This is a genomic window from Agrobacterium sp. GW821-FHT14E08 (genome assembly GCF_058803865.1).
Genome location: NZ_JBXAPJ010000001.1, coordinates 544,150 through 557,750, shown reverse-complemented (window position 1 = coordinate 557,750; position 13,601 = coordinate 544,150). Strand labels below are relative to the sequence as shown.

The window sequence follows — 13,601 nt, the reverse complement described above, 5'->3', positions numbered from 1 at the left end:
CCAGATATATCAAAGGGCGCGGCTGACGAAGCGGTCGCGCCCTGATTTTTTGGCCTGATACAGCGCCTCGTCGACGCTGCGCAAAAGCGTGGCACGGTCCGAACCCGCCTGCGGAGCGATTGCGCCACCGATGCTGAGACGGGCGCCGACCGCCTGCCCGTCGACATCGAAGGGCTCGCGGAAAGCGGCCAGAAGCCTGTCGGCCAGCCCGTTCATCACCTCAGATGTGCTGGGACGGGGGATGAAAATGGCGAATTCGTCACCGCCCATGCGCACCACCGTATCCTCGGCGCGGATCGCATTGCGAATGCGTGCGGCAGCGGCGGTCAACACCCGGTCTCCCGCCGGATGGCCGAATGTGTCGTTGATCGTCTTGAAGCCATCCAGATCGAGATAAAGCACGCCGAAGGCCTCGTTCTCCCGCAGGGCCGCGCCGAGCTGGCTGTCGACAATCGCCTCCAGCGCCTTGCGATTGTAAAAGCCGGTCAGCGGATCGGTCATCGCCGCATCCCGCAATTCGCGCTCCGCCAGGCTCATCGTGAAATTGGCTTTCTGAAGACGCAGGAGTGCAGCCGCCAGCAATGCGAAGTGCTTCAGATTGTCGATTTCGCCGTGGGAGAATTTTCTCGGCACCGTATCGACAAGGCAAAAGGCACCGACGACCAGCCCGGGTTCCAGCTCGATTGGAGCGCCGGCATAGGAACGCAATTCCGGACCGCCTTTTACATAGGACATGAAGCGGAAATCCGGGTGCTGGGTCAGATCGGAAATGACCACGACATCCTGCCTGGCGATGACGCGATTGCAGATAGACAGATCGCGCGGGCATTCCGAAAGCTGCATCCCTGCCTGTTCGGCAATATGGAGCCAATCTTCGTCGACGATATGCACAGCTGCGCGCGGTACCTCAAAAACCCCCTGCCCCAGTTGCGACAGCACTTCCAGTTCCGGCATTTCCGCATTCTTGAAGGACATGATTGATCGAACCGCGACCAAACGCTCGGTTTCTCTCTCCGGTCGCGATATCGCCTGTCCCATGCTCATGTCCTTCTGCTGTTTCGCCCGTGGCTGCCGCCCCTGATCAGGGCAGACGGATCAACCGGAACGCCTCGATCAAATCGGGCGCCCGTTTAAGGTGCGCTCCCTTTTGGCGCATAATGCAAAAACCGGCAGTTGACGCCACATGCGAATTTTCGCCGGTCTGTTTGCATATGGAACCAATTGCGCGGAAACCCGATGCCACGCGATCAGGCCTTCTTCTGCCAGCGCCCCTCCGGCGATTGCTGCCAATAAGTCAAAGCATGACCTTCGGTCTTCAGCCTTTTCCAGTGATTTCTCGCCATTTCGAGTTGATAGGCATCATATCCGTCGAACATGAAAACGATGCGCTCATAGGCCTCCACCGCCGGCGGTTCGGCGCCGTCGACCAGAAAACGCACGCTCGCCCCGTTGGCGTTGCCGACAGACGCCGTCAAAAGAATCGGCTGGCTTTGTGCTGCGGATGAGCTGTCCGTCGCGTGCGGCAGAAAACTGTCGTCACGGAAGGTCCAGAGATGGGTGTCGAGGAAATCGCGCCGCTCCTCGTCCACCGTCTGGATCGCGACCTTCCAGCCGCGTTCCAGCGATTTCTCGAGCAAAGGCGGCAGCGCATCCTCCAGCTTCGATTCCGTCAGATGGTAGAACAGAATTTCAGTCATCCGCAGACGTACCGCTCCGCTCGCTTCAATCTTCGTAATGGGCGCGAACGAGCTCGTTCAGCAGACGCACGCCATAACCCGATCCCCAGGACTGGTTGATCTCCGTCAGCGGCGATCCCATGGCGGTACCGGCGATGTCGAGATGCGCCCATGGCGTTTCGCCCACGAAGCGCTTGAGGAACTGCGCGGCGGTGACGGAGCCAGCCAGACGACCCGAGCTGTTCTTCATGTCCGCGAACTTGGAATCGATGATCTTGTCGTAATCCTTGCCGAGCGGCATGCGCCACAGTTTTTCCGCCGTGACCTCGCCTGCCTGCGCAAGGCGCGTTGCAAGCTCGTCATCATTGGAGAAAAGGCCGGCCTGAAGATTGCCGAGCGCAACCGTGATCGCGCCTGTCAAGGTGGCGAGGTTGATCATGAATTTCGGCTTGAACTGCTCCTTGGTATACCAGAGCGCATCGGCCAGAACCAAACGGCCTTCGGCATCGGTATTGATGATCTCGATGGTCTGGCCGGACATGGAGGTGACAATGTCGCCGGGCCGTTGAGCGTTACCATCAGGCATGTTTTCGACGAGACCGATCACACCGATCACATTCGCCTTCGCCTTGCGGGCCGCAAGCGCATGCATGAGGCCTGTGACGGCGGCAGCGCCACCCATGTCGCCCTTCATATCTTCCATGTTGAGACCGGGCTTCAGCGAAATGCCGCCGGTATCGAAAACGACGCCCTTGCCGACAAAGGCGATAGGCTCGTCCTTCTTGGAGCCGCCGTTCCACTGCATGACCGCAAGACGGGGCGGACGCGCAGAGCCCTGCGCCACACCGAGAAGCGCGTTCATGCCGAGCTTCTTCAATTCCTTCTCGCCGAGAATTTCGACTTCGACACCAAGCTTGCGCAGTTCTTCCGCCTTTTCGGCAAACTCAACCGGGCCGAGAACGTTCGGCGGCAGGTTGACGAGGTCGCGCGCCAGAATCACGCCGCCAGCAACGGCTTCGGACACGGCAAAGGCCTTTTCCGCTTCCTGATGGGCGGCCGTGACGATGACGACTTCGACTTTCTTCGGGGTCTTTTCGTCGTCGGATTTCTTCTTGGTCTTATAGGCATCGAAGCTGTAGGCGCGCAAAAGAATGCCAAGCGCGAAATCCGCAGCCGCCTGCGCGCCAACCTCGACGCCCGGAGCATCGAGGTAGATCGCAACCTTGTCGGCCTTTTTGAAGTTGGCGGCGGCGGTGCCGCCTGCGCGCAGCCAGTCATGCGCGACCAGTTTCGCGGGCTTGCCGAGACCGATGACGAGAAGCCGGTCGGCGCTCGAGCCCTGCGGCGCGATCACATCGAGCGTTGCCATCGATTTTGCGGAAAAGCCCGAAATCTTTGCCGCCCGGGCAATCACGCCGCCCGGATCGGCTTCGGATGCGCCGGCAGCAGCCTGTGCGTCACCCGACGCCTGCAGCGTAACGGCAAGGGCGTTTTCAAGCGAGGCGGAATTGGCGAAAGAAATATCGAATTTGGCGGACATGTTTTCCTGCTCTTCGTGGACGACTGGCGTGATGCGTCTGATCATGGCCTTTTCGGCCCGTGGCGCAACCCCGCATTTTTAAAGGCCTGGCTTCTTTAAAGATCCATATTCTTTAAAGGAAAGGTATTTTTGTGGAATGCACGGTCACGTCATGAAACCGACAGCTTGTTCCACAAAAAGACACAGGCTGCGGAAAAATCGTCGCGCAAAACATATTTGTGAGCATGCCGGAATAGCCAATTGCAAATGATGCGATTAGATAAGCGGAAATCCGGCGGGCGATCGCACGGGAAAACAATGTCGAACAGGGCCGTATGAAGCTTCTCGAGAACTATATCCTGCGGCGGACAACGCAGATGTTTCTGGTCGCGCTGCTGCCAGTGCTCGCGATCATATGGACCATCCAGGTTCTCCAGAGAATCAATCTCGTCACCGATACCGGCCAGTCGATGGGCTCCTTCATGGCGCTCGCGACGATGATTCTCCCGACGCTGATCCCCGTTGTCCTGCCTTTCGCCCTCGTCATCGGCATCACCCAGATATTCACGGCGATGAACAATGATTCCGAGCTTGCCATCATCGATGCGGCAGGCGCGCCGCGTTCGATCATGTTTCGCCCGGTTCTCATTCTGGCCGCCGTTCTCAGCGCGCTTTCCTTTACCATCACCAATTTTATCGAGCCGCCTGCACGAAGCTCCGCACGGCAGATGGTGGCCGCGGCCTATGCCGACCTCCTGTCCTCGGTGATCGAGGAAAAGACCTTCCGCACCATTCAGGACGGCCTTTACGTGCAGATCGCCCAGCGCCAGGGCCGTATCCTCAAAGGCCTGTTCGTCGCCGACCGTCGCGATCCGAATTTCGACCTCATCTATTACGCCAAGGAAGGCATGATCGATGAAAGCGGTACATCGCTGACCATGCGCGACGGCGAAGTGCAGCAGAAGACGCCGGACGGCAAGGTCTCGATCGTCAAGTTCCTGTCCTATGCCTTCGATCTTTCGACGATGTCGGAAAAGCAGGATTCGGAACCCTCGCTTTCTCCCGGCGATGCGAGCCTCGGCTTCCTTCTCTCGCCCGACGAAAACAATGCGAGTTACAAGCGATCACCGGAGAACTTCCGCAGTGAATTGCACAAGCGGCTGTCGGACTGGATGTTCGCATTCGCTTTCGCGCTGATCTCGCTGGTCATCGCCGCCGATGCCCGTTCGCATCGCGAGGCGCGCATGCATCCGATGGTCGCTGCGCTGGTGACGGCATTCATGCTTCGCTGGCTGGGCTTTTATGTTACCAATCAGGTCAAGCAGAGCGCGGCCTTCATTCCGCTGGTCTATGCCGTGCCGGGTCTCAGCGGCGCCGCTGCCGCCTTCATTCTCATCACGGGCCGCAAGCCGAAAATGCCGAAGGTCATCGCCGATGCGGCCGGTCGTCTGCGCCGTCTTTTCTCCAGCCGGCTGGCACGAAGCTCGGGGAGCGGTAACGCATGATTTTCAACACGCTGGCCCGCTATTTCCTGAAACGATATCTGATGACGGCCGTCTGGTTCGTGCTCGGTGTATCGTCGATCATCTATCTTGCCGACTTCAGCGAAACGGCTAGGCGCATGTCCGGCCTGCCCGGCTATACCGTTCCGGCAGCACTTGGCCTGACCGCGCTTCGCCTGCCGCTTATCCTGCAGCAGACCGTTCCCTTCATTGCGCTCTTCGTCGGCATGACGACGCTGATCTCGCTCAACCGGCGTTACGAGTTGGTTGTCACGCGCGCGGCCGGCATTTCCGCCTGGCAATTCATCCTTCCCTTCGTCCTCGGCTCTGTCCTGATCGGCATTCTGTCCGTCGTCGTCCTCAATCCCATTGCCGCCTGGGGCCAGAACCGGTCGCTGGCGATGGAGGCGGGCCTGCGCAACGAAGCCAATGGCGGACGCCAGCAGGAGATCGTTCCGTGGATGCGCCAGGCAAGCGGCGGCCAGGACACGATCATCGGCGCCAAGAGCTTCGAGGACAACGGAACCCTGCTTCTCGACGTGGTTCTCATCCACCTCGACAAGGACGGAAACATCGTCTCGCGGCAGGATGCCAAGTCGGCAAAGTTGGAAGATGGTTACTGGCTTCTTAACGGCGTTACGGAAACGCGCGCCGGGCATGTGCCAGTTCGGCAAGAGAGCGTGCGGATCAGTACCAATCTGAGACGGGAATTCGTCCAGGAACGGATGACACAGACGGAAACCGTTGCTTTCTTTGACCTTTCTCACAAGATCGAAGTTGCAAAGTCTTTTGGACTATCTTCAAAGGCGCTTGAGACGCAGTATCATTTCCTGCTATCGACGCCCCTGCTTCTGGTTGCGATGACCTTGATCGCCGCGACCGTTTCATTAAAGTTCAGCCGCTTCGCCCAGTCGCGCTCCGTGATTCTGGGTGGAATCGTTTCCGGCTTCGTGCTTTATGTAGTAACCGTGCTCGTAAGGGCATTCGGGAGTGGTGGTGTTGTCCCTCCCACCGTCGCGGTCTGGGTTCCAGTTATCGTGGCGTTGGCTTTGGGGGCAACCATTCTGCTTCATCAGGAGGACGGCTAGTGGCGGTATATGACCGCGGGAATATCAGGCGGCTTTGGACGGCCCTTCTGACAGGTGCCGCTGTGTGCGCGTATTTGGCATCCAGCCCGGTCGCTTTCGGCCAGGATGGATTGCTCGCGTCGGCAAGCCAAGACGATTCGAAACTCCTGCTTACAGCAAATGAACTGACCTATAATCGCGATTCCCAGCGCGTGATCGCGAAGGGCGTGGTTCGCATGAAGTATTCGGGCTACCGCATGGTGGCCCAGCAAGTGGAATATAATCAGCAGACCGGCCGCGTGATCGCCCATGGCAACATCGAATTGATCGAGCCGGGCGGTAACAAGATTTATGCCGACGAGATGGATGTTACTGACGATTTCGGTCAGGGCTTCGTCAATGCGTTGCGTGTCGAGACCCCGGACAATACCCGTATCGCGGGCGAAAGCGCCGAGCGCCTCGAAGGCGATCTGATGGTCCTCAACAACGGCGTCTATACGGCCTGTCTGCCTTGCGCCGCCAAGCCTGAAAAGGCGCCGCTGTGGCAGGTCAAGGCCGAGCGCGTCGTTCAGGATGGCAAGACCCATACGATCCGGCTCGAAAAGGCGCGCCTGCAGCTTTTTGGCCATTCGATCGCCTATGTGCCGTTCCTGACGGTTCCCGATAATACGGTGAAGCGCAAGTCCGGCTTCCTGTTCCCGCAGATGAGCATCACCGACAATCTCGGTTTCGGCATCGGCGTGCCCTATTTCCAGGTCCTTTCCGACACATCGGATGTGACCGTCACGCCGACCTATTACACGACGCAGGGTCTGCTTCTGCAGGCGGAATTGCGCCAGCGTTTCGAAACCGGCATGCACACGCTCACGATTGCCGGCATCAGCCAGCAGAAGTCCGATACTTTCACGGCCGGAACCAGCGACGCGCTCAACGATAATCGTGGCATGATCGCCAGCAAGGGTGATTTCACCATCAATCCCCGCTGGGCATTCGGCTGGGATGCAATGGTGCAGACCGACAATAACTTTTCGCGCACTTACGGGCTGAAGGGTTACAAGAACGACGTTCAGACCAATCAGATTTATTTGACGGGCACGGGTGAGCGGAACAGCTTCGACGCACGCGGCTACTATTTTAATGTTCAGGATACGGACAATACCGAATCCCTGGAGCGCAAGCAGGCGATCGTTCATCCGGTCGTCGACTACCGCTATTTCGTGCCGGATCCGATCTATGGCGGCGAACTTTCGCTGACGACCAACCTGACGAGCATCACCCGTCTCAAACAGGATGCCTACGCGCTTGGAGGCTATTCACGCTTCAACGGGCTTGAAGGTGATTACACGCGTCTTTCCACCGAAGCCGAGTGGAAACGCACCTTCACGATGGATAGCGGCCTGCAGATCACGCCAATTCTGGCCGCACGCGGTGATGCGATGTGGACAGACATGTCGCCGGCAAGCTTCACCTCCGGCGGCACATCCTATGCCTATCAGGGCATGATGCATGACGACGCAGCGTTTCGCGGCATGGTCACCGGTGGTCTGGAAGTGCGTTATCCGTGGCTCTTCACGGCGCTCAACAGCAGCCACGTGATCGAACCGATCGCGCAGATCTTCGTGCGTCCGAATGAGCAATATGCCGGCCGGCTTCCCAACGAGGATGCGCAGGCCTTCGTGTTTGACGCGACCAACCTGTTCGAGCGCGACAAGTTCTCCGGTTTCGACCGGATCGAAGGCGGCACGCGCGCCAATATCGGCTTCCGCTATAACGGCACCTTCGACAATGGCTACGGCGTTCGCGCCATTGCCGGCCAGTCCTTCCATCTGGCAGGCGACAATTCCTTCGCTTCCTACGATCTCGTCAATGCAGGCGCCAATTCGGGCCTTGAATCCGACCGTTCGGATTACGTCGCCATGGCGGCTTTCGATGCGCCGATCGGCCTTTCGCTGTCGTCGAGCCTGCGTCTCGACAAGGACGATCTCGACATCAACCGGTCGGAGACGGGCATCAGCTATTCGGACCGCCGCCTCACCGGCAAGCTCAGCTATACGCAGGTCAAGGCGCAGCCGAAATATGGCTATAACGAAGACCGCGATATCATCCAGGCGTCAGGCACATTGCGCATGGACGACAACTGGTCGCTGTTCGGCTCGATCAATTACGATCTGAACGGAAAGTTTGCCGCTGAACGCCGCATCGGCATTGCCTATCAGGATGAGTGCACGATCCTGACGGTCAGCTATTCCGACGAGGGCAATATCAATTCCAGCCGGCAGGCCGCCAATGACTGGTCGATCAATGCCCGCCTGGCTTTCCGTACGCTTGGCGATGTCAGCATCGGCTCTGCAAACGAAGACTGGGCCGATATGGATATCGGCTGGAAGCCGAACAATTACTGAGTTTAAAGGCAGATCGCACAGCATTGCGGTCTGCCTTTTTGCCATTTGGCCAGTAAAAGTCACGGTTTTGCCGCAACAACACGCCAGTGTCGGCTTGGCATAAGACCATATCGGGTTTTCTTTCAACAACCGACACATTGCCGTTTTGCGGATCACGATGGTATATACGTGGCAAATTCGCGGTGCGGATGCACAGGTGCAGGTCTGAAAGGCCGGGGTGCAGAATTACCCCATCGTCAGACAGAACAGATTGGCGGGACGGGAAACAGGACCCTGACCGACGAAAGGGAGAAGGACATGATGAATTTCGGAAAGACGGCTTTGCGTGGCGCTGCTTTTGCCTTTGCGATATTCGCCGTTCCCATGGTCGCTGTGCCCTATGCCGGCCAGGCCTTCGCCGATAACACCGTCAAGATCGTCGTCAACAAGACCCCGATTACCAATGACGATATTGCCAAGCGCGTCGCCTTCCTGAAGCTGCAGCGCCAGTCCGGCAATCTCAACGAAAAAGCCCGTGAGCAGCTCGTCGACGAGGCGCTGAAACGCGAGGAAATCGGCCGCGTGAAAATGTCGGTCAGCACCGAAGACGTCGATGCCGCTTTTGCGCGTTTTGCCGGCAACAACAAGATGACCCCGCAGCAATTGACCAAGGTGCTGTCGCAGGCTGGCGTCGGCGCCGACCATTTCAAATCCTTCATTGCCGTCCAGATGAGCTGGCCGCGCCTCGTCAATGCCCGCTACGGTGCACGCGGCAAGATGTCGACGCAGGATCTCGTCACCCGTCTGAAGGAACGTGGCGACAAGCCGGTCACAACGGAATATTTCCTGCAGCAGGTGATCTTCGTCATCCCGGAATCAAAGCGCAACTCCATCACCGGCAAGCGCAAGTCCGAAGCCGAAGCCTCGCGCAAGCGTTATCCCGGCTGCGACCAGGCCATGACCTTCGCTGCGACCATGCGGGACGTGGCGATCAAGGATCTTGGACGTATTCTTGCGCCCGAACTGCCGGAAGACTGGAAGGCGCTGGTGGAAAAAACCAAGGAAGGCGGCACTACCGGCACGCGCGTGACCGAAAAGGGCGTCGAATATCTGGCGATCTGCAAGCAGCGTCAGGTTTCAGACGATTATGCTGCGGAAATGGTGTTCAAGTCCGAAGACCTGATGAAGGCCAAGGAAGGCGAGAACCCGAACGAAAAGAAATATATGGATGAGCTGCGCAAGAAGGCGCAGATCGTCAACACCTGATACGAGAGCCGGTCTTTCCGTGACACATGCATCCCTGCCGCTTGCCCTGACACAGGGAGACCCAGCCGGTATCGGCCCCGATATCGCCATCACCGCCTGGGCCAGGCGTCGGGAAAACGGCGTAGCGCCCTTCGTCTTCATCGGCGATCCGGATGTGGTGGCGAGCCGCGCGGCGCTGATCGGCATCCCGGTCAACATCGAGACCTGCGATGCGGCGAATGCCGTCAGCCTGTTCGATGACGCTTTTCCCGTGCTTCCTCTTCCCGTCGGCTTCGAGGTTCAGGCAGGCCAGCCGCATGTCGGTGCGGCCCATGCAACGATCAAGGCCATCGAGACCGCCGTTTCCCTGACGGTCGAGGGCAAGGCTTCAGCCGTGGTGACCAATCCGATTGCCAAGTCCGTGCTTTACGAGGCGGGTTTCGGTTTCCCCGGCCATACGGAATTTCTCGCCGATCTTGCCTTGCGTCTTACCGGCAGGCAGGTGACACCGGTCATGATGATCGCCGGACCCAAGGTCCGTGTCGTGCCGGTGACGATCCATATTCCGGTCAAAGACGTGCCGGTGGCGCTGACCGAAGAGCTTATCGTCACGACCTGCCGAATCATCGATGCGGACCTCCGGCAGAAATTCGGCATCGAGGCGCCGCGTCTGGCGGTTGCCGGGCTCAATCCGCATGCGGGCGAGGATGGTGCGCTCGGCACCGAGGATCGCGACGTGGTTCATCCCGCGACCATTCGGTTGCGGAAGGACGGGATCGATGCTTTCGGCCCCCTGCCCGCCGATACGATGTTCCACGATGCCGCCCGCCGGCGCTATGATGTCGCCGTGTGCATGTATCATGATCAGGCGCTCATTCCGGCCAAGGCGCTCGGCTTTGACGATTCCGTCAATGTCACGCTCGGCCTGCCCTTCATCCGCACCTCGCCCGACCATGGCACAGCCTTCGGCATTGCCGGTCAGGGTATTGCCAATGAGGCGAGCCTGGTCGCGGCACTGAAGATGGCGGCGGAGATTTCCGCCCGCAGCCAGGTCAGCGCATAATGGCGGCCATAGACGGACTGCCGCCGCTGCGCGATGTCATCCAGCGGCATGGACTGGATGCGAAGAAATCGCTTGGGCAGAATTTCCTGTTCGATCTCAACCTCACCCAGAAGATCGCCAGAACGGCAGGGCCGCTTGAGGGCGTGACGGTCATCGAGGTCGGCCCCGGCCCGGGCGGCCTCACCCGCGCCATTCTTTCGCTCGGCGCCAAGAAGGTCATTGCCGTCGAACGTGACAGCCGCTGCCTGCCGGCGCTTGCCGAAATCGAAGCGCATTATCCCGGACGCCTCGAGGTGATCGAAGGCGATGCCCTCAAGACCGATTTCGAGACGATGGTTCCTGCCGGCGAACCCGTGCGGATCATCGCCAATCTGCCTTACAATGTCGGAACGCAACTGCTCGTCAACTGGCTTCTGCCGAAAGAATGGCCGCCCTTCTGGCTTTCCATGACGCTGATGTTCCAGAAGGAAGTCGGCCAGCGCATCGTGGCGGAAGAAGGCGACAACCATTATGGCCGCCTCGGCGTTCTCGCCGGCTGGCGCACGGTATCGGAAATGGCCTTCGACGTTCCGCCGCAGGCCTTCAGCCCGCCGCCAAAGGTCACTTCTACCGTTGTGCACCTGCTGCCGAAGGAAAAGCCGCTTCCCTGCGATGTCGCAAAGCTCGAAAAGGTAACCGAGGCCGCCTTCGGCCAGCGTCGCAAGATGCTGCGCCAGAGCGTAAAAAGTCTTGGTGGCGAGGCGCTGCTGGAAAAGGCGGGTATTGATCCCACACGCCGGGCGGAAACGCTGTCGGTCGAGGAATTCGTGATATTGGCGAATAGCCTGTAAATTCCAATGCCATGCGACGCGTTGGCGATACGCGGCAAGGAAGTCGAATAGAGGGACGAGCGCATGGAGAATGCCGGCTTTCGCTACAAGCTCGACCCTCCTGCCAGCGATCCTGATTGCGCGGTCGTGTTACTGCACGGTTCAGGCCGGACGGAAGATGATCTTGTTTCGTTTGGCCGCTCTGTCTTTCCCAATGGAATTCTCTTTGCACCGAGAGGCGCGATCCCCTGGGAAGACGGGTTCGCATTTTTCCGCAGGACGCCCGACAGGCGGCTGGATCTCGACGATCTGAAACATCAGGCCGAGAGCCTTTGTCGGTTCGTCGACGTCGTGTTTCAGAAGACGGGAGAGCGTCCCTTCCTCGTTGGATATTCGAACGGGGCGATCATCGCGGCTGAAACGCTTTATCAAAATCACCGTCTGTCGAGAGGCGCCATTCTGCTTCGACCGCTATCGCCGCGGCATGGCCAGCATTTTCCGGCCCTGACCGGATATCCCACGCTTCTGCTTGCGGGCACCCATGACGAGCGGCGACATCCTGCGGACGCGCCGTATCTGGCAGATCAGCTTGAAAAAGCAGGGGCCAATGTTGTGCTGGAGACGATCACCACGGGTCATGGCTGGGCGCCAGATGCGGCGGATGAACGCCTGTCCCGCCAATGGCTATGTGACCATAAAACAAGCTAGGTATCGCAGCCTGAGCGCAGCGATCAGAGCTGCGGCTCTTCCTCCAGCAATGCGCGCACGAAATCGAACATGCCGTGGCGGCGGTCGCGGCGGACGCGTTCGGCCTTGACGATCGCCTCAATCGCCTCGAAGGCGGCCTGCAGGTCATCATTGAGGATGACATAGTCATAATCGCGCCAGTGCTCTATTTCGGAGCGAGAATTGAGGAGCCGGGTCTTTATCACTTCTTCGGTATCTTCGGCGCGGCGGTGCAGGCGCGATTGCAGCTCTGTCATGGTCGGCGGCAGGATGAAGATGGACACGACATCCGCCTTCATCTTGTCCTGCAGCTGTTCGGCACCCTGCCAGTCGATATCGAACAGCATGTCGCGTCCGGCAGCCATTGCCACTTCCACCGGCTCGCGCGGCGTGCCGTAAAAATTGCCGTGAACTTCCGCCCACTCCAGCAGTTCTTCGTTATCGCGCATGCGCTCAAAATCGCGCTTGGAGATGAAGTGGTAGTGGATGCCTTCTATCTCGCTATGACGGCGCGCGCGCGTGGTGACGCTGACGGACAGGCTGATATTCTTGTCCTTTTCGAGCAGGTTGCGGGCGATCGTGGATTTGCCTGCGCCCGATGGCGACGAAATCACCAGCATCAGCCCTCGACGGGCAATCGTGACGGGGGAATCGTTCATCGGGACCATGGGTCTACTCCAGATTTTGGACCTGCTCGCGGAACTGGTCGATAACCACTTTCAGCTCTATGCCTGCTGCGGTTACCGCACTGGCGTTCGATTTGGAACAGATTGTATTCGACTCGCGGTTAAATTCCTGTGCAAGAAAATCGAGCTTGCGGCCGACAGGCCCGCCATTTTTCAAAAGCTCGCGTGATGCCTGTACATGGGAATGCAGCCGGTCGATCTCTTCACGCAGATCGGCCTTGGTGGCGATCAGCGCCGCCTCCGCGTGAAGACGGTCACGATCAAGCCCATGCATGCCCTCGCCGATCAGGGCGATCTGCTGGGCAAGCCGTGCGGCGATCTGTTCGGGCTGGCGGGAAGGATCGTTTTCAATGATGGCGGCAAGCTGTTCGATCCTGTCGATATGGCCGGAGAGGATGGCAAACAGGGACGCACCTTCCCGCTCGCGCATGTCCTTCAGCTTTTCGACGGCGGCGGCAAAACCGGCAAGTACATCACTGTTGCGCGCCGCCTGCGCCTCGGCGTCATCTTCCGCCTCGCGAAAATCGACCAGACCGCGCAGCGACAGCAACGTATCGAAGCTCAATGGCTTGTCGTCAACGACATCACCAAGCTCTTTCTTCAGGGCGAGAACCGCCGCAAGGGCATCGCGGTTGATCACCGCTTCCAGCCGGTTTTCCGCAATAGACAGCGTCAATCCCGCCTGGATATTGCCACGGGACAGATGCGCACCGGCGATCTCCCGCAGGCTCGTTTCCAGCGCTTCCAGACCGGTCGGCAGACGCAGGCGCATATCCAGACCCTTGCCATTGACCGAACGCAGCTCCCACGCCCAGCGGTAACGACCGGATGTTCCCTCGCTGCGCGCGAAGCCGGTCATCGATTGCAATGTCATCGTCAGAAAGCCCCCATCATGCCTTAAAAACCGGGCCTTGCGATCACAGGGCC

General features: G+C 59.1%; 12 protein-coding genes. 7 read left to right on the top strand and 5 right to left on the bottom strand.

Translation table 11 applies throughout. The features are described 5' to 3' along the window. Positions 1-9: 9 nt before the first annotated feature. The 3 genes from AC1ROR_RS02740 to AC1ROR_RS02730 all read right to left on the bottom strand — a co-directional run bounded on the left by AC1ROR_RS02740 (position 10) and on the right by AC1ROR_RS02730 (position 3,216). Positions 10-1,038, bottom strand: coding sequence for a sensor domain-containing diguanylate cyclase (locus AC1ROR_RS02740; protein WP_498589160.1), 1,029 nt, complete (start codon positions 1,036-1,038; stop codon positions 10-12). A 209-nt stretch (positions 1,039-1,247) separates the two neighbouring features. Further along, entirely contained in the window at positions 1,248-1,697 is a 450-nt protein-coding gene (locus AC1ROR_RS02735; RefSeq protein WP_035217932.1) for a DNA polymerase III subunit chi, read from the bottom strand. 25 nt (positions 1,698-1,722) lie between these two features. Beyond that, positions 1,723-3,216: a leucyl aminopeptidase gene (locus AC1ROR_RS02730; RefSeq protein ID WP_498589159.1), complete on the bottom strand. Its 1,494-nt coding sequence runs from the start codon at positions 3,214-3,216 to the stop codon at positions 1,723-1,725. Positions 3,217-3,530: 314 nt separating this feature from the next. Between AC1ROR_RS02730 and AC1ROR_RS02725 the strand changes: the two genes are divergently transcribed. From AC1ROR_RS02725 to AC1ROR_RS02695, 7 genes are all read left to right on the top strand, one after another. Further along, positions 3,531-4,700: an LptF/LptG family permease gene (locus tag AC1ROR_RS02725; RefSeq protein ID WP_035217934.1), complete on the top strand. Its 1,170-nt coding sequence runs from the start codon at positions 3,531-3,533 to the stop codon at positions 4,698-4,700. Next, entirely contained in the window at positions 4,697-5,785 is a 1,089-nt protein-coding gene (lptG, locus tag AC1ROR_RS02720; RefSeq protein WP_035217936.1) for an LPS export ABC transporter permease LptG, read from the top strand. The genes AC1ROR_RS02725 and lptG overlap by 4 nt, the downstream gene beginning before the upstream one ends. Further along, positions 5,785-8,166 (top strand): LPS-assembly protein LptD, encoded by a 2,382-nt coding sequence (locus tag AC1ROR_RS02715; RefSeq protein ID WP_498588544.1) that lies wholly within the window; start codon positions 5,785-5,787, stop codon positions 8,164-8,166. Before lptG ends, AC1ROR_RS02715 begins: the two co-directional genes overlap by 1 nt. 297 nt (positions 8,167-8,463) lie before the next feature. Beyond that, on the top strand, positions 8,464-9,411 hold the full coding sequence (locus AC1ROR_RS02710; protein WP_035217940.1) for a SurA N-terminal domain-containing protein: 948 nt from the start codon (positions 8,464-8,466) through the stop codon (positions 9,409-9,411). A 19-nt stretch (positions 9,412-9,430) separates the two neighbouring features. Further along, a complete protein-coding gene (gene pdxA, locus AC1ROR_RS02705) occupies positions 9,431-10,453 on the top strand; it encodes a 4-hydroxythreonine-4-phosphate dehydrogenase PdxA (RefSeq protein WP_498588543.1) in 1,023 nt (340 codons plus the stop codon). Further along, the gene (gene rsmA / locus AC1ROR_RS02700; RefSeq protein ID WP_035217944.1) at positions 10,453-11,283 is read left to right on the top strand and encodes a 16S rRNA (adenine(1518)-N(6)/adenine(1519)-N(6))-dimethyltransferase RsmA; all 831 of its coding nucleotides are present in this window, start codon (positions 10,453-10,455) and stop codon (positions 11,281-11,283) included. Before pdxA ends, rsmA begins: the two co-directional genes overlap by 1 nt. A gap of 63 nt (positions 11,284-11,346) precedes the next feature. Next, complete coding sequence (locus tag AC1ROR_RS02695; protein ID WP_498588542.1) at positions 11,347-11,970, top strand: alpha/beta hydrolase; 624 nt, start codon at positions 11,347-11,349, stop codon at positions 11,968-11,970. Between the two features lie 23 nt (positions 11,971-11,993). Here AC1ROR_RS02695 and gmk read toward each other — a convergent pair whose 3' ends face one another. Next, positions 11,994-12,656 (bottom strand): guanylate kinase, encoded by a 663-nt coding sequence (gmk, locus tag AC1ROR_RS02690; protein WP_035217948.1) that lies wholly within the window; start codon positions 12,654-12,656, stop codon positions 11,994-11,996. A 4-nt stretch (positions 12,657-12,660) separates the two neighbouring features. Further along, positions 12,661-13,548, bottom strand: a complete 888-nt coding sequence (locus AC1ROR_RS02685; protein ID WP_142169829.1) for a YicC/YloC family endoribonuclease — start codon at positions 13,546-13,548, stop codon at positions 12,661-12,663. Positions 13,549-13,601 lie beyond the last annotated feature (53 nt).

Excerpts from the sequence above, each read along its gene's own strand:
- AC1ROR_RS02740 (WP_498589160.1), bottom strand. The coding sequence starts at position 1,038 with ATGGGACAGGCGATATCGCGACCGGAGAGAGAAACCGAGCGTTTGGTC.
- gmk (WP_035217948.1), bottom strand. The coding sequence starts at position 12,656 with ATGGTCCCGATGAACGATTCCCCCGTCACGATTGCCCGTCGAGGGCTG.
- AC1ROR_RS02695 (WP_498588542.1), top strand. The coding sequence starts at position 11,347 with ATGGAGAATGCCGGCTTTCGCTACAAGCTCGACCCTCCTGCCAGCGAT.
- AC1ROR_RS02730 (WP_498589159.1), bottom strand. The coding sequence starts at position 3,216 with ATGTCCGCCAAATTCGATATTTCTTTCGCCAATTCCGCCTCGCTTGAA.
- AC1ROR_RS02710 (WP_035217940.1), top strand. The coding sequence starts at position 8,464 with ATGATGAATTTCGGAAAGACGGCTTTGCGTGGCGCTGCTTTTGCCTTT.
- AC1ROR_RS02735 (WP_035217932.1), bottom strand. The coding sequence starts at position 1,697 with ATGACTGAAATTCTGTTCTACCATCTGACGGAATCGAAGCTGGAGGAT.
- lptG (WP_035217936.1), top strand. The coding sequence starts at position 4,697 with ATGATTTTCAACACGCTGGCCCGCTATTTCCTGAAACGATATCTGATG.
- rsmA (WP_035217944.1), top strand. The coding sequence starts at position 10,453 with ATGGCGGCCATAGACGGACTGCCGCCGCTGCGCGATGTCATCCAGCGG.
- AC1ROR_RS02725 (WP_035217934.1), top strand. The coding sequence starts at position 3,531 with ATGAAGCTTCTCGAGAACTATATCCTGCGGCGGACAACGCAGATGTTT.
- AC1ROR_RS02685 (WP_142169829.1), bottom strand. The coding sequence starts at position 13,548 with ATGACATTGCAATCGATGACCGGCTTCGCGCGCAGCGAGGGAACATCC.